Here is a 21,749-nt window from a genome sequence, read left to right on the forward strand (position 1 = left end):
ACTTGGTATACCAAGGTAAAATACATTATTTGGGGATTATTACTTGTTGTTTTTGACTTTGCCATGATGGAATGGGCAGCTAATAATTCCAGATGGTTTAGTTTAGCCGATGTGCTGACCATGAGTCAGGAAGCTCTGGAATTGGGCTGTTATGCTCGGGAGAAAAGAGTGCAGTAGTTCCCCTCATCCGTCCGGCATTTCGAGCAGTGAACGCATTTGGCCGGTGTTCGATCGCCATCTTTCCAACGCTTGAAAAGGTTCGGTTCAGCAAGGAGCGGCCTGGACAGGCCATACAGTTCAATATTCGTTTCATTGAGCATGGTTTCGATATGGGCCGGGTCAGAGAGCCCTCCTACGGTGATGACAGGGGTGTCGACGTCCTGACTGATGATGTTGCCGAACTCGGCGAAGTAGCCCTGCTTCTTGAGCTCGTAGCCATCGAATATGCGCCCGGCCATTGATTTGGCTTTTCCGTGGATGTTGCCGGAGATCTCCAGTCCGTCAACGCCCAATTTTTCCAGTTTCTTACAGATGGTTCGTGTTTCGTCGAAGGTCTGGCCCCCCTCGAAGAACTCGCTGGCTGTCAGTTTGACGAGGATGGGGAAGTCGTTTTCCGTCTGTTCGCGCATTGCTTCATATATCTTGATGAGGAAACGCATGCGGTTTTCCAGGCAACCGCCGTATTCGTCGTCGCGCCGGTTGTAGTATGGGCTGAGGAATTGGTTGATGAGATAGGTGTGGGCAGCGTGGATTTCCACGCCGTCGAAACCGGCTGTTTTCGCTCTTTTGCCCGCAGCCGCAAACGCCTTGACGATATAATCGATATCCGCCTTGGTCATGGGGGTGCCGCGTGTGCCGGTGCTTCTTTCGGGAACATCGCTCGGGGCGAAGATAGTCCTGTCGCCGACATTGTAGCTGGTCTTGGTTCCACCATAGGCGATTTGCAAAATTATTTTGGAATCATGTTTGTGGACCCTGCCTGTCAGGAGTGCATATTCGCCGATAAACGAATCATCGTATATCCCCATCATGCCGGGGTTGGGTTGCTCTTCGGCGACAATGTTGGCGTACCCGGTGATGATCATGCCTATTTCGTTTTTGGCCAACTCCTCATAGATGGTATACAGGCGATCTGTCATGTGGCCGTCTTCGGTGGTCATGTTTTCCCATGTCGCGCTGCGGACCAGACGGTTTTTCAATGTCATCGGGCCTATATTGCAGGTTTCGAAAAGTGTTTTCATTGCGATACCGGGTGATGTGATTTGAGTGGAAAGCCGGGGCCGGACAGCGTTGTCCGGCCCCTTGGTGCTTTCTGAGGTGACGGGTAGGAGGTCCCCGTCTAGTAGGGAGTGGCTATTGTTAAACTGTGTGACAACAGTTTATTTTTCTTTGTCGCTTTTCATCTTGCCCGTGATCATGCTGCGGACCAGCGCAAAGACGCTTTCGCCCGTCGTGCAGAGGTAAAGGTGGACCACAAGGAAGACGACCATCAGGAAGGCCGAAGCCGTGTGGGCCAGCGAGACAAAGCGTTCACCTTCCATGCCCATGATCTTAGCCGGGATCAGGTCCGGGATAAACAGGTAGACACCTGACACCACCAGGGCCGGGAACAGGATGAACAGGACGCCTACATACGAAGCCTGCTGCAGCGGATTCAAGCGCTTCCTGGGATCATGGCCTGCCGGGTTCTCTTCACCCTTGTACATGCCGAACATGTAATAGCGCAGCTGCTTGAACGTGGCCGAGATGAAATCGGCACGCGGCAGGTACTGCATTATCTGGCCGGACAGGATGAGGTAGAGGACAAACAGCATCCACATGCCCGCCAGCCCGATGGCGAGGGTGGCGTGGGTGGACTGTGCCGCCTCAAAGCCCATGCCCACACCGAAGTGCATGGAGAATCCGGAGACGATCAGGACGAGGAACAAGGCCGCGTTGATCCAGTGCCAGACTCTGACGAGCAACGGGAACATGGTCACCACGGTGCCGCCATGGGCAATGGCCTTGGTGCCGGATATCCGCAATACGGAATGGACGACGATGACCAGCAGGATGGCAGCCAGCAACTGCCAGAATACGGCATTCAGCTCCGGGGTCTGGGTGATCCCCGTGACGTACTTGCTGTCGAGCAAATCGGCATTCATGAAGCCGAGCACGGAATCAGCCTGACCTTTGCTGGCCGCGATCAACTCGGTGTTCTTGGCGACCAGTTCCTTGTCGTCGAACAGCCCCTTGTTGACCATGGAGAACGCCTTTTGCTCGTTGCGGTAGGTGTTCAGCTTGGTGGTCATGGCGGAGGACCGGGAGTGGCAGTACTCGCAGTCGATAGGCGTGTCCTTTGTTTGCATGATCACATGGACGTCGGTTCCATTATTGTCTGCATGGCAGTCCACGCAACGCACGGCGGCAAAGTGCTTTTCCTTGTGCGGCAGGAACCAGTGAGCCATGTTCTGATCGAGCAGCTTCTTGTCGGTCAGGGCCTGATAGCCGCGCAGGTCGTTGTGGCACCGGAAACAGCGCTCATTGGACTGCGCAATGGAGTCGGGAATGTCCTTGGTTCGCTCCGGAAGGCGGAACGAGTGGGCATTGTGGCAGGACGAACACGGGAACGGCTTGCCTTTTTCGACAATGGCTTTGGTGTGGTAGCTGCGCTTGGTCTGCTCGGCGATGTCCTTGAAGTAATCTTTGTGACAGGTCAGACAGTCCGCTGGCTGCTTGTTTTTGAACTTGTGGGGTGCGCTGGCAAAGGCGTTCGGGCCTGCGCCTTCGTGGCAGCTCTGGCAGCTCTGACCGCTGTGGACCGAGTTGCGGTAGTCGACCGGGTCGACGTAGAGTTGCAGAGTGCGCCCTCTGTCCGTTTTCCATTGAGAGGTGATTTCACGTTTGCCGTGGCAGGTGAAACACGTCTCGTTTTGTGTGAGAGCCTCGTGACGCATGCGGTTGGCCTGGGAGTAGAAGTGCTCCTCTTGCCTGGCCGCTTCGTCTGCCGCCATGGCCCCTCCCGCCGTCAGCAAGGCGAGCAGTATGACCAGGCATGCAATGGCCTGTTTGGTAAACATACGGTTTTCCTCCTGATCTCTTTAGGGAACCTGGTAATCGAAGTGGTGGCAGTTTTTGCAGTAGAATTCAGATTTGCCATGTTCCTTGTGGCAGGCGTCACAGGGGAGTTCCGTACCCCAGTGGGGAGAGTTGTGGGGGTTGGGTTCAAGTTTGACGGTGCGCTTGGCAACGTCCTCGGGGGTGCCGTGGCAGTTGGCGCAGTTGCGGGTGTCGGGAGCAGCGGTCGGCTCTTTCACACCGTGGCAGAGCTCGCAGTTGGTGCCGTTCTGGTGCACTTTCTTGTGGAAGCTCTTCACAGGGACCTTGCCGAACACCTTGTTGTCGATCAGGTCGATGGTGATTTGACGGACTTTGTGCTCCTTCAGAGTCAGGTCGGCAACAGTCGGCTTTTTTTCAACTTCTTCCTGCGCGCGCAGAACGTTCGGCGCAAGGAAGACACCGAGGACAAACAGCATAAGAATCGCCCCGGAGACGATGGAAACTTTCGTTTTCATGGTAAAACCCTTCGGTATGTTAGATGCGATTAGACCGGTTCGTTGTCGGCGACGCTCTTGCCGGCAATGCGACCCATGACAAGGCAGTCGGTGATGGCGCAACTGCCGAGGCGGCTGGCCCCGTGGGGACCGCCGGTGACCTCTCCTGCGGCATACAGCCCGTCAATGGGCTTGAATGTCTGGGAGTGGAGGACATGGGTGTTGACATCGATCTGAACGCCGCCCATGCAGTGATGGACCTTGGGCCATCCGCGTACGGCGTAGAAGGGGGCTTTGGCTATGGGGATGGCCGTGCTCAGCGGTTTACCGAACTCGGGATCGTTCTTATCCGCGACGTATTTGTTGTAGTCGTCGACGGTCTTTTTCAGGCCGCCCGAGGGAATGTTGTAGAAGTTTTCCAGCTGTTCCAGTTTTTCGAAGCTGTTGACGACCTTGTACTTGAGGCAGCGGTCCAGCGTGGGGCACGCTTCTGCGCCCTTGCTGTCGACGACGATGATCGGGTAATCCGGGGTGCCGTTGGCGTCGACTTTTTTCAGCATGGCATCGGCGCGGGTCTTGCGGTCGGCCAGTTCGTTGACAAAACGCTTGCCTGTGGAACGGTCGACCATGACGCCGTAGCGGAAGCCTGACTGGATGTTGAACATGGAGGCAACACCGAAGCCCTTTTCGTCGGGAGAGGCCCACGGGCCGAGCTGGATAAGGGATATCTGGACCGGAATGGCACCCGCGCGGAAGGCCGCGCGCATGGCTTCGCCGGTTGCGCCCAGCTGGTTGGTGGAGTCGATCTTGCCTGCCAGACGGGGGTCCTGCGAAGCGCGGAATTTGGCGTCTTGGCTAAAACCGCCGGTGGCGAGGACAACGCCGCGGCGTGCGCGGAAATTACAGACCTGTCCGCTTTCCTCGTCCGGGAAGCGGTAGCCGTCACGGGCGCGGATACCCACGATGCGGTGATCGTCGTTGACGATGAAGTCGAGCATCTTGCAACCTGTGCGGAGAAACACGCCTTCCGCGCGGGCGGTTTTCACGAGCGGACGGACAATACCGGAACCGGAAGCGTTGTGGGTGAGATAGGTGCGGGCCACAGAGTGACCGCCCAGCCAGGAGAGCTTGGGCTTGAACACTGCGCCACACTGGATAACGAAATTATATGCGTCGATGGAGCCTTCTGCGATGGTCTTGGTGAGTTCGACATGGTTGATGCCGCGACCGGCTTTCAACATGTCGTTTACCATGTAGTCGATGCTGTCTCTGACGCCTTCTTTTTTCTGAAGTTCGCTACCTGCCACGGCAAAAAGGCCGCCGTTGATGCAGGAGTTGCCGCCGAGCACGCGCATTTTTTCCACGACCATGACGTCGAGGCCCTTGCGACGGGCTTCAATGGCTGCGGACAGGGCGGCAAAGCCGCTGCCGATAACCAGAACGTCGAATTCTGCGTCCCATTTGGTGGTGGGCAGCTCCGAACGGACCGTGGGTGCCTTTTCGCTTGCAAGGCTTCCACCGGCGCCGAAGAGTACAGCCCCCGCTGCCATGGCACCCCCGTTCAAGAGCAGTTGGCGACGAGACATCGCTGCTGCCTTGAGCTTTTCATTCCTCGAGTTAGACATATTCACACTCTCCTTTAAAAAATAACACACTAACCTCCAACGATGTTGCCGGATATCTCTTGAAGCGCCTCAGGCGCATCCAATGTTCACATCTCCGGCCGGACCGCTCACCAACTCCCGAAGGTCTTCATAGTCAGCCGCCCCGAGGAAGCGTTGTTGTTCAACTCCGGCAAAGAAGAGGAGGAAGGTGGGGCTTCCATCTAGCTTCATCTCTTTTTCGAAGTACGAACTGTACGCGGGGTTCAGCACCGCGCACGTAACGCGTTTTGCGACAGCCTGTGCGAAATCCGAAAGGATTCGCATCTGGCCGCCTGAGATCAGGTCGTTTGACAAGTAGCCGATAACCAGCAGCCCGGGAGTTTCTTCCACCAGGGCATGATACTGGTCGGGGTTCAGCATTTTACACTTACTAAGAGGCATGGCGTACGCTCCTAGCCGCGTAAAGCAGGTAGTGTGCCAATGTTGAAGAATGTCATATATGTCCAAAATATTTAGTTTTATTGTGAAGTTGTAAAATATGTAACGTCTGTGAAATGTGTAGCAATGTTTACAGTATTACACAATGTGTAACGTGTTTGTTACACTTTTGCTCAATATATCCCGGCACGTTTCATCCAGCGGTACAAAGTCGGGCGGCTGATGCCGAGTATGCGTGCCGCTTTGGCTTTTTTCCCGCTGGCTTGTTCCAATGCGGCCCGAACAACGTCCGCATCAAATGTGTGTGATTTTGATGGAGTGGCGGGATGTGCTGGGGAGGATTGTGCTTTTTGAGGTGTTTCGGAAAGCTGCTGGCAAGGGTTTGAGAAGTTGTCCTTGAAGGCTTGTGGCAGGTGCGCGGGTGTGAGCATTTCATCCCGGCAAAGGATGGTTGCGTATTCTATGCAATGCCTGAGTTCGCGGACATTGCCTGGCCAATCGTAGCGAACAAGGGTGTCCATGAGCTCCGGGGAAATGGATTTGATGGAGCGGGCAAGTTCGTTGTTGAACATTGTGACAAAATGCTCAACCAGGAGCGGGATGTCCCCTTTGCGTTTCCTGAGGGGGGGGAGTTCGATCTGGAAAACGTTGAGCCTGTAATACAGGTCCTTTCTGAATGAACCGTCCTGAATCTTCTGCAAGAGGTCCGCGTTGGTCGCTGTGACTACGCGGACATTAGCTTTTCTCGAGCGGGAACTGCCGACCTGTTCGTATTTTTTGTATTCCAGGAAACGGAGAAGCTTGAGCTGGATGGAAAGCGGTAGATCTCCCACTTCGTCGAGAAACAGGGTGCCTCCTTCGGCTGCTGCCACGCGTCCTTCGGAAGCCTGAGTCGCACCGGTAAATGCACCCTTTATATGACCGAACAGTTCGCTTTCCAAAAGTGATTCGGACAGGGCGGCGCAGTTGACTTTGACGATGCGCTTGTCTGCCCGGTTGCCGTTGTAGTGCAGGGCGTCGGCAACCAGCTCCTTGCCGGTCCCGGATTCGCCGGTGATCAGCACCGTGGTTTCAAGGTCGGAGAGGCTTTGCACCAAGCTGGCGATATGTTTTAAGGCCTCACTTTTGCCCATCATGTTGGTGAGCAACTTCCGATCCTGCAACTGTTGCTCCAGCACGGCGAGGCGGGTTATGTCTTTGATGATGAGAACCGCGCCGCCAAAGCTGTAGTCACCGGTCCGCAGGGGAGCCGCATTCAACTCCAACCTGCACTCCCTACCATCCGGATTGCGGGTGGTAATCTGGAAAAGTGAGGTGGTCCTGCCGATCTCCAACGTCTGCCTGATCACACTTTCATAAGGGCGCGACGCTTCGCCAAAGCACTCTTTAAGAGTTTTCCCTTTGTAATCCATGAGAATGCCACCATACAGGGCCAAAAACGCCTCGTTGGCAGACAGTATGCGCATGTCGTCGTCAAGCGTGGCGATGGCATTCGGAATGCTGTTGAACGAATACTCCATGTTTAAACGTAACCGATTTATTTCGTTGGTATTACGCTGCATTTCCTGTTGGATGCCGTAATATGCGACGGCCCCGGCCAATCGCTGCATGAACAACTGGACCAACGGTTCAGCTTCGGGATTCTGTGCGTCGATGATTCCGCATTTCAGGTGGCAGTTCGCATCGGTATGTTCGCAAATGAAATCGATTTCAGCTGATGCGGGTAAATCCTCGAAGGAAAACTCCGAGAGAAAGAAATCCGGTTTGGGATCGGATGAATTGAATATAGCAAGGACAGGAAAGGTTTCCTTTTCCAGTTCGGCCATCAGGGAAACCTGAGAAGCCTGCGTCAATTCCAGAAGCGTCTCAAGCGCGGTGCTGACTATCCTGTGCAGGTCCTTACATTGAATGGTATCCAGTCGCAGAAAGAGGCCAGCGAGACTGATGCCGCGAGTATCGGTAGGTTCACTCATTCTTTTTGTGTAAAGTGTAACGTGCAAAGTGTAAAGTTACAGGTGGTAGCTCAAGTGGGTCTTGCGGACAACAGGGATTGGTCAAGGGAATGAGAAGTAGGGCCACTTTGTGGAACACTGAACGGTGCTTCTGGGCGTTTTTAAAAGCCGGTCGAGGACATGGGCAAAAAGAGCATAGTTGAGCTTCTAAGTTCTTCAGTTCTCAAACCCAGTCCACGGCAGTTCAACATCATAAAATAGGTGGCCTTCTGAACAATTGGTTCAACCCCTGGGATGTTTGCCCGAACATACTCGGACAGGTTTGCGATATTTTCTTCAGAATAGGCCATTTATTCAAACAAGGGCCTACTATAAGTTTAATACATACCTTCCGGTAGATTTAGAGTAAGTACGGAAGCTTAGATGAATTGTTTTAATATTTGATCCACAACGTGGTCCCAGTTCTCCAAAGACACACCGAGTTCACGACATCGTTGTTTTGCGTAGCCCCGTTTTTCGGGATCGTTCAGGTCCGAAAAACGTGAAAAGCAATGAGTGCGACGGCCAATGGAGAAGAGCATCTGTTCCTCTGGCGGCAGGTCGAGAAAGGCCCTTACTGGTTTAGTCATGACTTCTCTGTCTTCAGTGATTTTTCCATCAACTTCCCGGAAGAGATTGAGGACATGGTCGTTGCGCACAGTGGCGTCGATTTCAGCCAATGAATCCAGCATGAGCAGGAGTTCTTGCGTTGTCTCAACTTCGCCCATCTTGTCGAATTCGCCAGCCGCATATTGTGCCGCGAGGGGGGCGCTGTCCGGCAGGCCCAGAGTGCGCAGTCTGATGAAGTCCGGATTTATCTGGTTCAAGGCGTCTGCTGTCTCAACAGCGTTCTCCCGTGACAGGGAGCGACCACCCAGCCCTAGCATCCAGTATTCGGATAATTCCATGCCGGCACGTTTGACCTTTTGTCCTGCCGCGATCTGAGTGGTTTTGTCCACACCCTTTTTGACCGCCTTGAGGACTTTGTCCGATCCGGATTCCATGCCGATGTGGACGCGATTGAGACCTGCTTCACTAATCCGTATCATGTCTTCGTCGCTGACCTTTGCCACAGATTTGGAACGGGCATAGGTCGTGATGCGATCCACATCCGGGAAGCATTCACGGATATGTTTCAGAATCAGGACAAGATCATCCGGTTTGAGAATGAAGCTGTTGCCGTCCTGCATGAAGATGGAGTGCATGCCGTTATTGATGAAATTGTAGGCAGCGTACATCGCTTGGGGGTCAAAGCCAGGATCATTCTCCAAGGCATGAAAATGGCTCAAAAGCATGCGCCCATAGAGCTTCTCAAGGTCTAAAAGCTTTTCCACGTTTTGATGCACCAGATCGATATCGCGCAGGATATGGTCCACCGGGCGCAAGGAGAATTTCTGGCCCTTGTATAGCCCGCAGAAAGTGCATTGGTTCCAAGGACAATTACGGGTGATACGCAGAAGCAGGCTTCCGGCTTCGCTCGGCGGTCGGATCGGCCCCTGTTCAAAGCCTTTGTACTCGTTGTCGTCCGTCTTAGACGGACATTGATCATTATATATGTTCGAGAGTTCCATGGAGATCCTCCTTAGGGTAAGGAACAGTGTTGTAATGGGCGGAAAGCTGCTCGTTATGGAACATGTTTGGTAACTGGCCATCCTTGTCCATGAGCCATGCCCGACGGCGGTATGGAAGAGCTGAACCATGCTTCATGGCGTAGGCCATTCCGGTAACGATCAGGGAAGAGCCGTCCTTTGCGATTTCCTCTTAGACGTTCGGCAGCTCCTGATTCGAGCTGTCGTTATCGTCTACATTTTCATGGACGTTGAAGCGCGGATGATACGGTTCTTGAGTTTCATATTGCCAATGTTCATTGGCTCAAAAATAATCTATGCTTCTCTTGGGTCAAGTACACACTTTATAGTTGCTTACTTACCAAAAGGTAAGCATACCCACGCAAGGAGGATAAAAAATGAAAATTGAAACGATGTGCGCGCTGAAGCGGGACGGGAGAGAAATTTGAATTGTTTTTTTGAACTGTCACAGCAGGTGATATGCGGAAAGCGGAAACTGAAGATTTTGTTCTATCTGGGACTTGTCGACAGTATTGTGGGTAAAGATCGGTTGCTGTTCTCGACGGATTTCCCGTTTCAGTATCGCCCTGGCAATGATGCCCGCCGCTTTGTAAATGAGTGTGTTTTGGTGGGAACAGACGTGCATGGAGGTCATTTTGAGGGAGCGCCGTGTCGCTCCAGTATTCCATCCAATGTTCCGTCTTCCTGGATCATGCGCAATCCCCTGTTGAAATCGGCTATGATCTGATAGCTGTGCTCGTGTCTTTTTGAGATGCAATTGTAAAAAAAGTTTTTCTGGAGAGGAGGGGTGATGAATTCAAAGTGGTCGGCATAATCGCGGAAAGAGGTTTTCAGTAGCTGTTCTACGCGTTCTTTTTTTTCGACAGCGAGATCTATTCTACCTGCGAGAAGTTTTTTCAAATTATACTTAGCGTCCTTGACATAATCTATCTTAAGATATTTTTTTTCAGCCTCGTCGAATTCCTTGTTGACCTTTGATCCTTTTATGTGTCCTATTCTGTGCGGTCTCAAATCTTCTATGCTACTGAAATGTATGTTTCTTGTTTTGAGTTTTAGTAGAATGACGTCGGTTGTTCCAATCGGATTAGAGTATAGTAATACCTCTTCCCGTTCCTCTGTACGATATGCCGCAAGCAGAACGTCGTATTCAGTTTCAATCGTTCCTAAAAGAGCCCTGGCCCAAGGTACGAAGACGAATTCAGGATCGTAACCGGCCCTCCTGAAAGCCGTATCTGTTATTTCGGCAAGATATCCGCCTTCCTTTTCCATGTCCCCTGCAATGACAATCTGATTTTCCTGAGCGCATACATCCGAAACATAATGAACGAAATTAAGAGGAAGGAGCATCAGAATGACCATGCTCAAGCACTTAATACTCATGTCTTCCTCCTTCTCATCGTGACGAATCGCAAATGCCATTGAGCAAGTGCTGTCATCACCCGTTTCCGCTAACAATTCAATATGATCGACTGTTCAAAAAAACATGGGAAGTACTAATTAAAGCATGATAAATCAAAAAAGTAGATGATGTCTAGGTTGCGAACTATAATGTGGACCCCAATATTAATCCTCCCAAAAGCTAGATGCTGTAACCTTGCAATATTGTCCGGAAATATGTTCCGTGCTTAAAACGATAGCTATTCAAAATAACAACAAACGATGACCTTGAATGGCATTCAAGAGGTCGTGGGTTCGATTCCCTCCAGCTCCACCACAAGAAAGTTAAGGGTTTCAAGTGAGTACTTGGAACCATTTTTTCGTGTCTGAGGGGCACTTTTGGGAATATGTCCGCTATGTGTCCGCCGCTTCCGACAGGGTGCCTGTAAGCTGACACATAACTTGAGAAAATCGGCCATGTAAGTTGCGAAAACTTGCGTGGCCGATTTTTTGTTTGGCACGGGGGGTGCTACGCGTGCGCGTTGGTGGGTTGGATTAGATCGTCCAGTTTGCGAGGGACTTGAGGCGGTCGCAGGCTATCTCGAAGTAGTCATTCGAGAGTTCAATGCCGATGAATTGGCGGTCTGTTTCGATACAGGCCTGGGCCGTGGCGGCGGAGCCTGCGAAGGGGTCGAGGATTGTGCCGCCCTCCGGGGTGATCTGGAGGAGGTCATGCAGCAGCGGGACCGGCTTTTCGGTCAGGTGGCGACGTTTGGAGCTGGCGACTATGGAGCGGCGGTAGACGCCGGGGAGGCAGCGTTCCGTGGCCGGGGTTAATTTGCCCTTGCTGCCGACGAGAATGAACTCGCACTGGCGTTTGAATTCACCCATGGAAGGCCGGGCCGTGGGTTTGTCCCATACGACGATGTTGCGCCAGAGCCAGCCACCGGCCTGGAGGGCGTCGGTCATGGCCGGGAGCTGCCGCCAGTCCGTGAACATCATGCAGACGCCGCCGGGCTTGGTGACTCGGTATGCTTCCGTAAGCCAGAGTGTGGCCCATGTCGTGAACGAGCGCTGGTCCCGGTTGTCGCCGGGGAAGTCGGCAAACTTTTTTTGAGCGTCCGAGCTTTGGTACTTTTTCGATGGTGCTTGCTGGCGCTGCCCGACGGTCAAGCCGCCGCTTGAATACGGCGGATCGGTCAATACCGCGTCAACCGTGTTTTCTTCCAATGTCTTCAGGCACGCCAGAGCTTCGCCCCGACACATGGTAGCGTTTCCTATTTGAATCCTCACTTAACTCTCCGGTTGAGGCTCGTGGGCTTTCTGTGTTGAAGCTCGTGGCTATCAGGTGGTTGATTGTCCCGCAACGGGGACACTTGATTTGAAGGTCTACCGCCTGCCCTATGCCGAGCAGGCGATTGCAATGGCCGCAACGAATTTCCGTTTTTCTCATTTTGATTGACACTAGACTTGCCCCCTGTAACCTCTTGCCACCCTGATCAGGGGAATGGAGCAGCGGGTTATCTCTGCGAACGGTTGCCGCCGTCCGTGGGGCCGTGTTCCGGCGTGTCTGCGCCGGGACGGTGGGGGTGGTCTGCACCCCCGCCTGTTCCTCTTGTGAATCTCTAAACCCGAGGCAATGCATGAACAGCCCAGAGTCGAATTCGGATAAAGCTCATGAACGGATGCTCAATTTCGGAAGGGCGACTCTTGCCTTGTCAGCGGTATTGAATGGCGGAGCCGCAACCGCCATTGTTACCGCTTTGACTTCAGGGGGAAGGCCTTCCGAGTTGGCCTCCTTAGCTCCAGCGATTAAAACTTTTGGACGAGGGGCTTCCGTCTCCATATATGGCCTTATTCTTTTCTTTTTGTTGAGCTATTTAGATTACATCAGGATCAATTTCATAAAGCACGGTCAGCTGGATTTTTTTGTTGAATTATTCCGCCTGTTATCTGTGTTAATGACGGTCCTGTCCGCCGGGTTCTTTATGTTCGGGGTAAAAACAGCAGCAAAAGCACTGTTCCTATAGCCCGCCGGATAGTTCCGGCGGGCCTTGTCTTTTCTGCGCCTATTCGATTGTCAAAGATCGGTGATCAGAGCCGCCGCCGGTTACGCGTCAGCCAATATCACGGGGACTTCCGGCCAGACGAACTCGACAGGGAAGCCCTCCAGGCTTTCAATGTCAGCCAACGCCGTTTTGTACTCTTCAAGGGTGGCTTTGGTCGCTTCATCCGTGTCGGCGCTATTCAGCGCGGCATTGGCCTTCCACACCTGCCGGTCCCTGATTTCAAGGACCTTCGGCTGCACCGCCCGAGGTTCGACCTCATAATCTGCCGTGCCGTCGGGGTGCATCCACATCCCGACCTCGATGCCGTCCACATCCACGCAAAGGTTTCTCAGCATTTCGGGGATATCCCCATCGGTCTCGTACACCTTCACCACGCGATAATTATTGACATATCCAAGCATTTTTACACTCCAAATTTGATGAGAACGGCACCGTCCGTGCCGTCCAGTCCATAGGACCACCCTTCACAGTAATACGTGCCATACTGCCAGCCGTATTTATAATCCGTGCAGAGCGTTGCCGGGAAGGATTCACCCGTCGTGACGTTTGAGGAATAGGAACCATACAGGCTATTATCCTCACCTTCCGGCTGGTCACAGTCTGTGACGAGGTCGACCGGATATTTCTCCAGCGCTCCGCCGGTCCAGGTGTTCGACTCAATCCAGTCCACGGCGATGTTATCCGCCAGCGAAGGGGCGATACTCCCCATGACAACCGAGCCGGGCTGCACGGTCGGCTGCATGTAATTGGTGTAAGCTCCCGACAGACCGCCGGTCCCGCCGTTGCATGTCAGATAGTCGTCGATAACCGTCGGCTCGCCATCCTGCCCGTGGGTGCTGGTGGAGACGGCTCCAATGCCACCGGCACCAACGGACAGCGAGAGCGATTGGCGGTCGGAGATATCAATCAATCCCCACCAGCGTGCGCCGTAGCCGCCGGTCTGGCCGCGATTGGTGCCGTCGCCACTCGTATCCGCGCCGTTACCTCCAGCGCCGCCGAAGGCCATGATCTCCATGGTCTTGTACTTGGACACGTCAATCTCGTAATCTCCGGCTCCATAGATATGGAAGTCTCGCGACTTTTCTATGCCGCCGTTGCCCATAGCCATTCTACTCATAATCGCCCCCCTACCACACCGCCGTGGTCTGTTTGCAAGTGTATTGAATCAGGAGACCGATGATCGCCGCCACGCCGGTCATGTTCGTGGTGCCGCCGTCCACGTCGCGGGTCAGTACGAAATGGAGCAGGTCGCCCAATTCGGGAGTACCGCCCACCGTCATGGCCGCGCTGGCGTCGGATACGTGCAGCAGACCGTTCCCAATCACCGCGTCCGACAACGTCACCGCCGCCCCCATGGCGACGTCAAGCGAATCGCCCGGCGATACGGCTCCGGCGGCGAGCAACAGGGTCAGCTCATTCCCCTCGGCCTCGCCGTCATAGGGCAGCCACAGAACCTTGGCTTTGATGGTGCCGCGATCCCAGCCTTCGGGCATGGGGTAGCTGATATGAAACTGGCTGTCGGCATTGATGGGCATATCCACGACCTGATACACCATGCCGTTGTTCGGTGTTTCCAGTAGCCCCGATGTAACCGATGCGGAGGAGGCCACACTAAAGGCCGACGCGGACAAGTAGTCGGTTTCGGTGGTGGTGTGCGTGTGATCATTGGGAGCTTTCCTCGTCAGTTCAACAGCGAGTCCCGAAACATCCGAGATTGCGTGGACGTGCCCTTTGGGCGCATACCCGGCGAGCATGTTCGCGTGGGCTGCTTCGCTGGTGTTGTGCTCTTCGATTTTCTCCGCCACATGTTCCTGGCTGGCGAGGACCTTGGTGGTGTCCACGGTCATGCTGATGTTGTCGGCGTTGGCGAACTTGACCGGGGCGGTGATGACCAGCTCCACCTTATCCGGGGCCTCCGGGGCGGGTTTCCATGTTTCGGGGTGGCTGCTCAGGGCCAGGAGCGTGTCGTCCGCGTAAATGGCGATTTCGCGAATGTACCAACCTCCGATGGTGATGGGGACGTGGCCGATGAATTCCACCTCGCCGGATGCGGTGAGCTTGATCTCCTGCAATTCCCCGCGCCACGTCTCATTGACGAGCGCCTCTGATTTGTCCGTGTGTGCCACCGCTTCGCCGCCGCCGTCGCCGATGGCCATGTGCGTAGCCTGTAGCTTGACGCCGTCCGTTTCGGACTGGGCGTAGGCGTTCAGCCCGGCTTTCGTGAGAATCAAAGACATGCGTTCCTCCTTATGCGCGGACGCGGGCGACGGTGTGCGTGTAGCCGCCACCGTGCACCGCGCCGTCGATGCGTATTGCCGTTGTGCGCTCCGGGGTCAGCCGGACGCGGATTGTCGAAAAGGTGATGCCGCCAGCGCTGACGCTCGCGGAGACCGAACTGGCCGCCTGAATGCCTGCCAGCTTTGACCGGGCTGGTTTGGTTTCGTTCGCGGTCCAGGCGATACGGGTAAAGTCCTTTGCCGCTAGGCCGGATTCCGGCACCGGGACCTTGGGCTTGAATTCGGCCCAGCGCTCCGGGTCTTCGTGCCGCACGTTGAGCATTTCTGTGCCGGGGTAGCCGGTGTGGGCGAGGATTTGAGGCATACCGAGCTGACCGCCGCCAAGGCGCTGCCATGCAAAGGCGCGGATACAGCGCTCCCGGTACTGTTTGTCCGTCTCCGAGGCGTATTGGACAAGGCCCCGGCTGGCGGCGTGCAACGGGATCATTTCCGGCTCGCAGGTCCAGGGGTTGAATTGGTTGCGGAGCCAAATGATATCTTGCCGCACTTCGTCCATGGCGCGTGCCAGCCCCTCCACCAGCGCGGCGAGCGGGCCGGGCCGGAAGATGAGCGGCCAGTGCAGGGTCTTGAAAAAGTAGTCCTTGAAGACGCCCATGGCTTATTCCTCGCTGGCTTCGGATGCCGTCAGGGTCAGGCTTTCCAGCGTGGCGAGGGCGTCCGCCGCCACGACGGTATCGGCAAGGGACGAGGCCCAGACAACTTTCTTGACGCCCGCCGCGCCCATGACGGCGGCGGTGAGCCGGTCAAGCGGCACGTCCTCGCCGATCTGGAGCGGGTCTATGCCCGTGACCGTGGTGGGATCGGTGAACAGGGCGCGGATACGTTGGGCGGCCTCGGCCAGCGCGGTATCGGCATGGGTGCCGGGCTTGAGCGTCAGCACGCCCTCAATGGCGAGGGGCACGGCCTGCGGGCCACGCGCCTGCCAGTCGTCATTGATCGGCGGACCGGCCTGCACGTCGTCGGGCTTTGCGCCGCAGGCCACGGCCTCGCGCACCTTGCCCAGCAACGCATCGGTGGGGATGCCTGCCGCGCCCTTGACGATAACGTCCACCGTGCCTTGGCCGCGCGGGTGCTGGTCCAGCACCTTGACGGCCACGGTGCCGGTGACGGAAAGCGCCCACGAGGCGTAGGCGTATTTGGTCATGCCGTTATTGCCCATCCAGCGCAGGACATAGCGCTCTTGCAGCTTTTCCAGCGTCTCGATGTCGGCCCCTTCGGAAGTGAGCCAGTCTGCGGTGTTGGAAATGGCATCCACGCCGGGAATGGTCGTGACCATTTCGGTGATCTGTCCCGCCGACGCGTTCGAGGCCGCGCCGTATTCCTCGGCTTCCACCGGCACCGTCACCTCGTTCATGCCGTTTTGGATAACCGCGTCCTCAGTGGTAACGTAGCGGTAAATAAGCCCGGCTCCGTCCGGTTCGGTGCGGACAATTTTGCCCTTGGGGATCGGTACATTACCGGAGGTGGAAACACGGGCGAACCGGACGCCGCCCTTGGATTTTGTGGCCTGCTTGCGCGGCGCTTCCACCTGTTCGGCGTGCCACTCCATCCACTCCTCGTCCGTGGCCGTCTTGGGTGCGGCCTGCACGAACACGGCGGCGAGGAGCTGGTACAGCTGATAGAGGCCCCAGCAGAAGATTTCCAACAGGCCGCGCACCACGCCTTTATTGAGGTTCAGGCGACGGGGCAGCCACCCCTTGGCCGCATATTCCTCCATAACGTCCTCCACATGGCCGAAGACCATGGAACGCACGTCGTCGAGCGTCTTAGATAACTGCGGGGTTGGCATCCTTGATCACCATTTCCTTTTTTGACTTGTCCACCGTAATGACGAGGTTTTGCTCGTGGTCGGTGCCGATGAAAGCGAAAGAGGCCTCGGCCTGAATGGATTTTTCATCCCAGTGCGTGACCGAGCTGGAGACGGTGCCGGGCTGGACGCGCGGGTCCTCGTTCAGCCGCCGTTTGACCTCGGCCGCAAAGCCTATCCGCGCCTCCTCGGTGTTCTCGGCGTAGACCCAGTCGCGCAGGAGTGAGCCAAAGCCCTTGTCATAAAACAGGGAAGCAAGGTACGTATCCAGGCGAAGGACAATGTCCTGTACGCCCGTGTCCGTGCCGTCCGTGAGCACCAGCTCGCCGTTGGCCGCAACGCGGGCCTGCATGTCGCCGTCAAGGGCTATGTCTTGGCCGAAGATGTTTGTCATAGCTAATAGAGGAGCATGTTTTGAATCGTAAACTTCAAATGATAATTCTTCGAGAATGCGAAGCCGCCTCTCATTATCCACTTGAGTGGAAAAGGCTTATAACTGTTTATAATGAATTTTATCCGGCACAAAAAATCCATGATACGGATTATGCTCCCCGTGGTTGTGGTTTGATAGATTGTGAAGCGATTCTTAACGGCAAATTTGAAAAATTGCCGAGTCCACCCAAAGAATTGATGGCAACAATTAAGTATCTTGAGGAACGCGGCTTTATTAAAACGGACAGTCCGTACTACGGACAAGTTATTCCAGATGTCATCATTACAGCAGACGGGAGTGACTATTTGAACCGTCCATGTTGGATTGTTCGAATACTTAAAGAAGTTATAGAGAAAAGCCTCGTTAATGGGATTGGATTCATACTGGGCATAATCTCTACATGGATTTTGATTAAGATATTGCCCGTATTGCAGTAATGTCTTCATATCGTCCCTCCGCTCCGGCTTCCGGCGTGGCTGTTCCCGGCGGTGTCCAGGTTGCCGCCGATCTCCGCGTCTTCCAGCACCGTGAGGCGGGTGCAGACGATGGGGCCAGCCATTTGCAGGCTGCCCTCCTGGGCGGTGTGGGCCTTGCAACTCACTGTGCCGACCGTTCCGCCGGGGCCGGAGGATTGGACGTTGCCTTCCTGGATGATGAGCGGGGCCTTGATGGTCCAGACGTTGCCGATGGTTTCGGTCTTGTTGCCGCCCACTTCCACGGTCTTGTCGGTGCCGATCCGGGTGGTGGCGTTGGCTGGGGTGATTTCCAGGATGTTCTTGGCCGCGTCGATCTTGATGTACGTGCCGTCGCTGTGGTGGATCACGTAGGCCCCAACCTCGCAGGCGGGTGCGCCGTTGCCGGTCCAGCGGAAATTCGAGATGCGCGGAAAGTCCGGGTCGCCGTCGTAGTATTCGAGGTCGCAGAGGGAGCCGACCAGCGGCGGGCAAACCACGCCGCGATCCGGCCCGGCCCACATGATGGGGATTTCCACGCGGGGAATGACCGGCTCGTTTTCGTCCACGGATTCATCGTTGCGGAGCGGCTGTACGTCCGCCCAGTAGCGGCCATCCTCAGCCGGATAGGTGGCGACGATCTTGGCCTTGCGCACCACGCGGTAATAGGCGCGGAGGTTGGGCATGACGATCTCCACAACGCGTTTCAGGAGCGCCTTCAGCTCGGAAGAATTAACCACGCTCCCTCCCGTAGTTCAGAAACGTCCGTACCCGCTCCTCATTGATTTCGTGCCGGACCTTGAGGGCGCGGTGCGCCGCCGTGAGGCCGAGGCGGGTGTCCTCCAAGTCAAAACGCCGGGAATGACTCAGGCCGGGCAGCAATGCGGTTTCCAACTGATGCAGGCCGCTGTTTCTGTCGGCTGGCAGATGGCGGATCAGGTTCTCGCCGGTGGCGATGATCGGCACGTCGCCGGGTTCGTCAAAATCACCGATATTAACGCCTGCGGAACCGAGCCAAAGCGCGGACGACGCCATGTCGTGCCCAAAGGCGCGGGACAGGGTGTGGAGCAATTGCGCCACGGCCTGCCACACCGGAAGTGTTGAGACTGGGAAGCGGGAAATGGTTTCGGCGGGGATTGCGATGCGGCCCAGTGGAAGTCCGGTTCGCCGGATAAGGTGGCGAGCTATGGCGGCGCTTGATTCGTCCGCGTAGCACTCGGTTACATAGGTGCTGACCAGCGGCAGCGCGGCACTGTCCGCCAGCAGGCGGAGCTGGTCGCGGTTGACGCGCTCCGTACCTTGCAGAGTTCCTGTCCATACGGCGGACTCCCCGCCGCGATAGCCGTACTCGATGCGCACGACATCGCCGTAGGCAAAGGCGTCCGCCACGTCGCCGGACGGGTCGGGCACGTCGATACGGGCGATATCCAGGGGGCAATGCCGGGCCGAAACGATTTCGAGCCGGGGACAGCGCTGAATGATGGTGGAGCCGACCTCCACATGCAAGCGGATTCCGGCAATCATCGGGACCGCTCCCCTATGTTGGCGGCAAGGCCGGGTTCGGTCGAGGTAGCGGTGGCGGTCCTGGAAATTCGTTTTTCAGCCCGGATGATGGGGGGCCGGTGTTCGGTAAATTTCAGGTTGGTCAAGATCACATCATCCCGATCCGACTCCGAAGAATCCAGCCCGGCGAAGACCACGCGCTCAACGCCGCGCGCCGTGACGTGGGCGTTCGCCACGTCCAGCACACGGGGGTTCGCGCCGTTGTCATGCCCCCGGAACAAGGCGTTTACTTGGGCCAGCTTGTCATAACAGGTCGTGTCGTCGGTCAGCAGCTCCACCACCAATGTAATGACGGAATCGTCCCAGCCCTTGGGCGTCTTGGTCTTGCCGGACAGGCCGTCGCGTTCCGCCTCATCAAAGAGGACGCTACCGCGCACGTTCAGGCTCTTGAGGATGCCCGGCACCAGTTTGGAGCCGAGCCGCACCTCGCCATGGGAAAAGGTCAACAGGCCGTCCATCAGGCTTCGCCCTCCTGTTCCGCGCCGGAGCCGTCATGCTGGGCCACGAGCTGCTGCAACGCGGCCATGAATCCTTCCGCGTCCTGCACGCCGGGCAGGGTCACGGAGAGATGTTGGATGGTGATGGTGTTGCCCGACCGGCGAACCGTGGCCCGGTCCGGCGCTGGGGCGAACGCCGGGACCGGGGCCGGTCCCTCAATAGAGGTCGGCGGGGGCGTGGTGGCCGCGAGGTTGGCTGCCACGGCCACGCCTGCGAGTGCGCCGGATGCGGTGGCGTGCAATTGTGGAGCTGCGGCACGAATGCCGGAGCCAAGGGTGTCCATAATCTTGGTGCCGGAGAGCGTCAGGGCCGAAAGCGGGCCTTCCTTGGCATCGGAAAACGGCAGGAGCTGGCGGACCTTCTGCAAGCCGGATTTAACCAAATCATACGGCATGGTAATGACCGACTTGATGCCGTCCGCCAGCGTCATGAAGAGCTTGCGGCCCGATTCGGTCAGGTCAAAGTCGAACAGGGATTTGAGGCCTTCCCACAATTTACCTGCGGCGTTGTAAATGTCGGTGAAGTAGTAGGCGATCACGCCCATGATGCCGACGCCGGAGAGGATGGAAAAAAAGTCGCTGACGGCTGATGCTGCGGATTTGATCCCTTCCCATATCAGCATGGCCCCGGCAGCAAAATCGTCCATGATCTCCCGCGCCGTGTCACACTTGTTGTATAGAGCGACAAGACCGGCGATGAGGCCTACCACGGCCAGGACAATGAGACCGATAGGATTGGCGAAGAGGACGGCATTGAGTGCGGCCCATGCAGCGGTACCGGCCCACACCGCACCGGACATAAGCGTAACGGCTATAACCGTGACCGACAGGACGGCGACGGCGGAGAGTAGAAACTTGCCAACGGGGCTGGCAGCTATCATGTCCAGACCACGAACCACCCATGTGGCGGCTTGGGCCACCCCGCGCATAGCAGGCAGAAAAAGTGAGCCGATGGTGATTTGCAGGGATTCGAAGGCGCTGCCGAGGGCTTTGTTGTCACCGGCCAGATTGTCATTCTGCCGGGCGGCTATTTCGGCGGCAGTTCCGGCTGTTGTGAGCTGCTTTGCATAATCCGTGATGCCGCCCGCCCCCGCCTTGTCAAACAGGGCCAGTGCTCCGCTCATGGCTTCCGTGCCGAAAACAACCTTTGTGAAGGCCATTTTCTGGGCGCTGCCCATATTCTCGGTAGCCTTTGCCATGTCGGCGAGAATGGCAATGGGGCTGCGCAGATTGCCCGTTGCATCCTCGGTGACAATGCCGAGAGCCGCCATAGACTTAGCCGCCTCGGATGACGGAGCCGCAAGGCCATTCAGCATAGCGCGGAGCGCTGTACCCGCCTGCGAGCCTTTGATGCCCACGTTGCCGAGCAGTCCGGCCATGGCGGCGGTTTCTTCCAGAGACACGCCAGCCTTTTCGGCTACTGGCGCGACATATTTCATAGTCTCGCCCAGCAGCTCCAGGGAGGTGTTCGACGAAGTAAACGCGGCGGTCAGCGTGTCGGCGACACGCGGCATTTGCGCGGCCTGAAGGTTGAACGCGGAAAGGATGTCAGAGGAAATGTCGGCGGCTCGGCCAAGATCGGTGGCCCCGGCGCTTGCCATGTTCAGCACGGCAGGCAACGCGGCCACGTTCTCCGCTACCGAGAATCCGGCCATGGCGAGGTACTTCTCGCCCTCGGCCACCTGCATGGCGGACCATGCCGTGGTGGCCCCCAGCTCGCGGGCCGCATCGGACAGCTCGCGCATTTCGCCGGGGGTGGCGCGGGAGACCGCGCCCACATTGGACATGGCTGCTTCAAAGTCCGCCGCCGTGGAAATGCACGGCGTAAGGGCGGCGAGGACAACTCCGGCGGCCAGGGCGACGGGCAGCAGAGACTTGGCCAATCGCAGCGCACCGGAACTCAGGGAAGCGGCGGCGCTGTCGGTGGCGTGTATCTGCCCCGCAATCTTCCTCAAGGGAGCGGTGATCATGTCCACGAGGGACATGGATGCCATGACGCTGAAAATCTCCATGCGGCCAGGATAGGCGCATGGAGATTTTCATTCAGGAGGCTGTGCGAAGGGTGCTTGAAAAAGTCACCGCTTGACCGGGACATTCGC

General features: G+C 56.4%; 22 protein-coding genes. 2 read left to right on the forward strand and 20 right to left on the reverse strand.

Translation table 11 applies throughout. The features are described from left to right. Nucleotides 1-149 precede the first annotated feature (149 nt). The 10 genes from ACI0FG_RS03570 to ACI0FG_RS03615 all read right to left on the reverse strand — a co-directional run bounded on the left by ACI0FG_RS03570 (nucleotide 150) and on the right by ACI0FG_RS03615 (nucleotide 12,177). Nucleotides 150-1,241 (reverse strand): NADH:flavin oxidoreductase, encoded by a 1,092-nt coding sequence (locus ACI0FG_RS03570; protein ID WP_419787190.1) that lies wholly within the window; start codon nucleotides 1,239-1,241, stop codon nucleotides 150-152. A 138-nt stretch (nucleotides 1,242-1,379) separates the two neighbouring features. Continuing rightward, the gene (locus ACI0FG_RS03575; protein WP_419787191.1) at nucleotides 1,380-3,059 is read right to left on the reverse strand and encodes a cytochrome b/b6 domain-containing protein; all 1,680 of its coding nucleotides are present in this window, start codon (nucleotides 3,057-3,059) and stop codon (nucleotides 1,380-1,382) included. 21 nt (nucleotides 3,060-3,080) lie between these two features. Further along, nucleotides 3,081-3,554, reverse strand: coding sequence for a cytochrome c3 family protein (locus ACI0FG_RS03580; protein WP_419787192.1), 474 nt, complete (start codon nucleotides 3,552-3,554; stop codon nucleotides 3,081-3,083). Between the two features lie 29 nt (nucleotides 3,555-3,583). After that, the gene (locus ACI0FG_RS03585; protein ID WP_419787193.1) at nucleotides 3,584-5,158 is read right to left on the reverse strand and encodes a flavocytochrome c; all 1,575 of its coding nucleotides are present in this window, start codon (nucleotides 5,156-5,158) and stop codon (nucleotides 3,584-3,586) included. A gap of 69 nt (nucleotides 5,159-5,227) precedes the next feature. Beyond that, a complete protein-coding gene (locus ACI0FG_RS03590) occupies nucleotides 5,228-5,578 on the reverse strand; it encodes a hypothetical protein (RefSeq protein WP_419787194.1) in 351 nt (116 codons plus the stop codon). A gap of 170 nt (nucleotides 5,579-5,748) precedes the next feature. Further along, the gene (locus ACI0FG_RS03595; RefSeq protein WP_419787195.1) at nucleotides 5,749-7,548 is read right to left on the reverse strand and encodes a sigma-54 interaction domain-containing protein; all 1,800 of its coding nucleotides are present in this window, start codon (nucleotides 7,546-7,548) and stop codon (nucleotides 5,749-5,751) included. 398 nt (nucleotides 7,549-7,946) lie between these two features. Beyond that, nucleotides 7,947-9,266, reverse strand: a complete 1,320-nt coding sequence (locus tag ACI0FG_RS03600) for a radical SAM protein (protein WP_419787196.1) — start codon at nucleotides 9,264-9,266, stop codon at nucleotides 7,947-7,949. A gap of 519 nt (nucleotides 9,267-9,785) precedes the next feature. Further along, nucleotides 9,786-10,535 (reverse strand): substrate-binding periplasmic protein, encoded by a 750-nt coding sequence (locus ACI0FG_RS03605; protein ID WP_419787197.1) that lies wholly within the window; start codon nucleotides 10,533-10,535, stop codon nucleotides 9,786-9,788. 552 nt (nucleotides 10,536-11,087) lie between these two features. Beyond that, a complete protein-coding gene (locus ACI0FG_RS03610) occupies nucleotides 11,088-11,798 on the reverse strand; it encodes a DNA-methyltransferase (protein ID WP_419787198.1) in 711 nt (236 codons plus the stop codon). After that, the gene (locus tag ACI0FG_RS03615) at nucleotides 11,743-12,177 is read right to left on the reverse strand and encodes a Com family DNA-binding transcriptional regulator (RefSeq protein WP_419787199.1); all 435 of its coding nucleotides are present in this window, start codon (nucleotides 12,175-12,177) and stop codon (nucleotides 11,743-11,745) included. Before ACI0FG_RS03615 ends, ACI0FG_RS03610 begins: the two co-directional genes overlap by 56 nt. On the opposite strand from ACI0FG_RS03615, the gene ACI0FG_RS03620 reads away from it, so the two are divergent. Beyond that, entirely contained in the window at nucleotides 12,176-12,562 is a 387-nt protein-coding gene (locus ACI0FG_RS03620) for a hypothetical protein (RefSeq protein ID WP_419787200.1), read from the forward strand. The genes ACI0FG_RS03615 and ACI0FG_RS03620 overlap by 2 nt on opposite strands. Before the next feature lie 80 nt (nucleotides 12,563-12,642). Here the strand turns inward: ACI0FG_RS03620 and ACI0FG_RS03625 are convergent, their stop codons facing one another. Genes ACI0FG_RS03625 through ACI0FG_RS03650 form a run of 6 tightly spaced genes read right to left on the reverse strand, consistent with a single transcriptional unit; the run spans nucleotide 12,643 to nucleotide 17,099 of the window. Next, entirely contained in the window at nucleotides 12,643-13,002 is a 360-nt protein-coding gene (locus ACI0FG_RS03625) for a phage tail assembly chaperone (RefSeq protein ID WP_419787201.1), read from the reverse strand. A 2-nt stretch (nucleotides 13,003-13,004) separates the two neighbouring features. Beyond that, nucleotides 13,005-13,718, reverse strand: a complete 714-nt coding sequence (locus tag ACI0FG_RS03630) for a hypothetical protein (protein ID WP_419787202.1) — start codon at nucleotides 13,716-13,718, stop codon at nucleotides 13,005-13,007. A 10-nt stretch (nucleotides 13,719-13,728) separates the two neighbouring features. Next, on the reverse strand, nucleotides 13,729-14,838 hold the full coding sequence (locus tag ACI0FG_RS03635) for a phage tail protein (RefSeq protein WP_419787203.1): 1,110 nt from the start codon (nucleotides 14,836-14,838) through the stop codon (nucleotides 13,729-13,731). A gap of 10 nt (nucleotides 14,839-14,848) precedes the next feature. After that, on the reverse strand, nucleotides 14,849-15,493 hold the full coding sequence (locus ACI0FG_RS03640) for a phage tail protein (protein WP_419787204.1): 645 nt from the start codon (nucleotides 15,491-15,493) through the stop codon (nucleotides 14,849-14,851). Between the two features lie 3 nt (nucleotides 15,494-15,496). Next, nucleotides 15,497-16,687: a baseplate J/gp47 family protein gene (locus ACI0FG_RS03645; RefSeq protein WP_419787205.1), complete on the reverse strand. Its 1,191-nt coding sequence runs from the start codon at nucleotides 16,685-16,687 to the stop codon at nucleotides 15,497-15,499. Next, nucleotides 16,665-17,099, reverse strand: a complete 435-nt coding sequence (locus ACI0FG_RS03650) for a baseplate assembly protein (protein ID WP_419787206.1) — start codon at nucleotides 17,097-17,099, stop codon at nucleotides 16,665-16,667. The genes ACI0FG_RS03645 and ACI0FG_RS03650 overlap by 23 nt, the downstream gene beginning before the upstream one ends. A 20-nt stretch (nucleotides 17,100-17,119) precedes the next feature. Here ACI0FG_RS03650 and ACI0FG_RS03655 point away from each other — a divergent pair, with 20 nt between their 5' ends. Then, on the forward strand, nucleotides 17,120-17,575 hold the full coding sequence (locus ACI0FG_RS03655; protein ID WP_419787207.1) for a hypothetical protein: 456 nt from the start codon (nucleotides 17,120-17,122) through the stop codon (nucleotides 17,573-17,575). Between the two features lie 5 nt (nucleotides 17,576-17,580). On the opposite strand, the gene ACI0FG_RS03660 is transcribed toward ACI0FG_RS03655, so the two are convergent. From ACI0FG_RS03660 to ACI0FG_RS03675, 4 genes are read right to left on the reverse strand one after another with little or no spacing between them, the layout of a single operon-like run. Continuing rightward, entirely contained in the window at nucleotides 17,581-18,330 is a 750-nt protein-coding gene (locus ACI0FG_RS03660) for a baseplate assembly protein (protein ID WP_419787208.1), read from the reverse strand. Then, entirely contained in the window at nucleotides 18,323-19,114 is a 792-nt protein-coding gene (locus tag ACI0FG_RS03665; protein WP_419787209.1) for a hypothetical protein, read from the reverse strand. Before ACI0FG_RS03665 ends, ACI0FG_RS03660 begins: the two co-directional genes overlap by 8 nt. Further along, complete coding sequence (locus tag ACI0FG_RS03670; RefSeq protein WP_419787210.1) at nucleotides 19,111-19,611, reverse strand: hypothetical protein; 501 nt, start codon at nucleotides 19,609-19,611, stop codon at nucleotides 19,111-19,113. Before ACI0FG_RS03670 ends, ACI0FG_RS03665 begins: the two co-directional genes overlap by 4 nt. Continuing rightward, nucleotides 19,611-21,644 carry a phage tail tape measure protein gene (locus tag ACI0FG_RS03675; RefSeq protein WP_419787211.1) on the reverse strand — a complete coding sequence of 678 codons (2,034 nt, stop codon included), beginning with the start codon at nucleotides 21,642-21,644 and terminating at the stop codon, nucleotides 19,611-19,613. The genes ACI0FG_RS03670 and ACI0FG_RS03675 overlap by 1 nt, the downstream gene beginning before the upstream one ends. Between the last annotated feature and the right edge of the window lie 105 nt (nucleotides 21,645-21,749).

Source organism: Pseudodesulfovibrio sp. 7M6 (assembly GCF_050058625.1).
Classification (GTDB): Bacteria; Desulfobacterota; Desulfovibrionia; order Desulfovibrionales; family Desulfovibrionaceae; genus Pseudodesulfovibrio; species Pseudodesulfovibrio salinus.

Bases quoted from the DNA above. Each gene is read 5' to 3' on its own strand.
- ACI0FG_RS03625 (WP_419787201.1), bottom strand. From the start codon at position 13,002: ATGCTTGGATATGTCAATAATTATCGCGTGGTGAAGGTGTACGAGACC.
- ACI0FG_RS03630 (WP_419787202.1), bottom strand. From the start codon at position 13,718: ATGAGTAGAATGGCTATGGGCAACGGCGGCATAGAAAAGTCGCGAGAC.
- ACI0FG_RS03575 (WP_419787191.1), bottom strand. From the start codon at position 3,059: ATGTTTACCAAACAGGCCATTGCATGCCTGGTCATACTGCTCGCCTTG.
- ACI0FG_RS03675 (WP_419787211.1), bottom strand. From the start codon at position 21,644: ATGGCATCCATGTCCCTCGTGGACATGATCACCGCTCCCTTGAGGAAG.
- ACI0FG_RS03640 (WP_419787204.1), bottom strand. From the start codon at position 15,493: ATGGGCGTCTTCAAGGACTACTTTTTCAAGACCCTGCACTGGCCGCTC.
- ACI0FG_RS03580 (WP_419787192.1), bottom strand. From the start codon at position 3,554: ATGAAAACGAAAGTTTCCATCGTCTCCGGGGCGATTCTTATGCTGTTT.
- ACI0FG_RS03620 (WP_419787200.1), top strand. From the start codon at position 12,176: ATGAACAGCCCAGAGTCGAATTCGGATAAAGCTCATGAACGGATGCTC.
- ACI0FG_RS03585 (WP_419787193.1), bottom strand. From the start codon at position 5,158: ATGTCTAACTCGAGGAATGAAAAGCTCAAGGCAGCAGCGATGTCTCGT.
- ACI0FG_RS03665 (WP_419787209.1), bottom strand. From the start codon at position 19,114: ATGATTGCCGGAATCCGCTTGCATGTGGAGGTCGGCTCCACCATCATT.
- ACI0FG_RS03645 (WP_419787205.1), bottom strand. From the start codon at position 16,687: ATGCCAACCCCGCAGTTATCTAAGACGCTCGACGACGTGCGTTCCATG.
- ACI0FG_RS03570 (WP_419787190.1), bottom strand. From the start codon at position 1,241: ATGAAAACACTTTTCGAAACCTGCAATATAGGCCCGATGACATTGAAA.
- ACI0FG_RS03605 (WP_419787197.1), bottom strand. From the start codon at position 10,535: ATGAGTATTAAGTGCTTGAGCATGGTCATTCTGATGCTCCTTCCTCTT.
- ACI0FG_RS03610 (WP_419787198.1), bottom strand. From the start codon at position 11,798: ATGTGTCGGGGCGAAGCTCTGGCGTGCCTGAAGACATTGGAAGAAAAC.
- ACI0FG_RS03600 (WP_419787196.1), bottom strand. From the start codon at position 9,266: ATGGTTCAGCTCTTCCATACCGCCGTCGGGCATGGCTCATGGACAAGG.
- ACI0FG_RS03615 (WP_419787199.1), bottom strand. From the start codon at position 12,177: ATGCATTGCCTCGGGTTTAGAGATTCACAAGAGGAACAGGCGGGGGTG.
- ACI0FG_RS03635 (WP_419787203.1), bottom strand. From the start codon at position 14,838: ATGTCTTTGATTCTCACGAAAGCCGGGCTGAACGCCTACGCCCAGTCC.
- ACI0FG_RS03595 (WP_419787195.1), bottom strand. From the start codon at position 7,548: ATGAGTGAACCTACCGATACTCGCGGCATCAGTCTCGCTGGCCTCTTT.
- ACI0FG_RS03590 (WP_419787194.1), bottom strand. From the start codon at position 5,578: ATGCCTCTTAGTAAGTGTAAAATGCTGAACCCCGACCAGTATCATGCC.
- ACI0FG_RS03650 (WP_419787206.1), bottom strand. From the start codon at position 17,099: ATGACAAACATCTTCGGCCAAGACATAGCCCTTGACGGCGACATGCAG.
- ACI0FG_RS03670 (WP_419787210.1), bottom strand. From the start codon at position 19,611: ATGGACGGCCTGTTGACCTTTTCCCATGGCGAGGTGCGGCTCGGCTCC.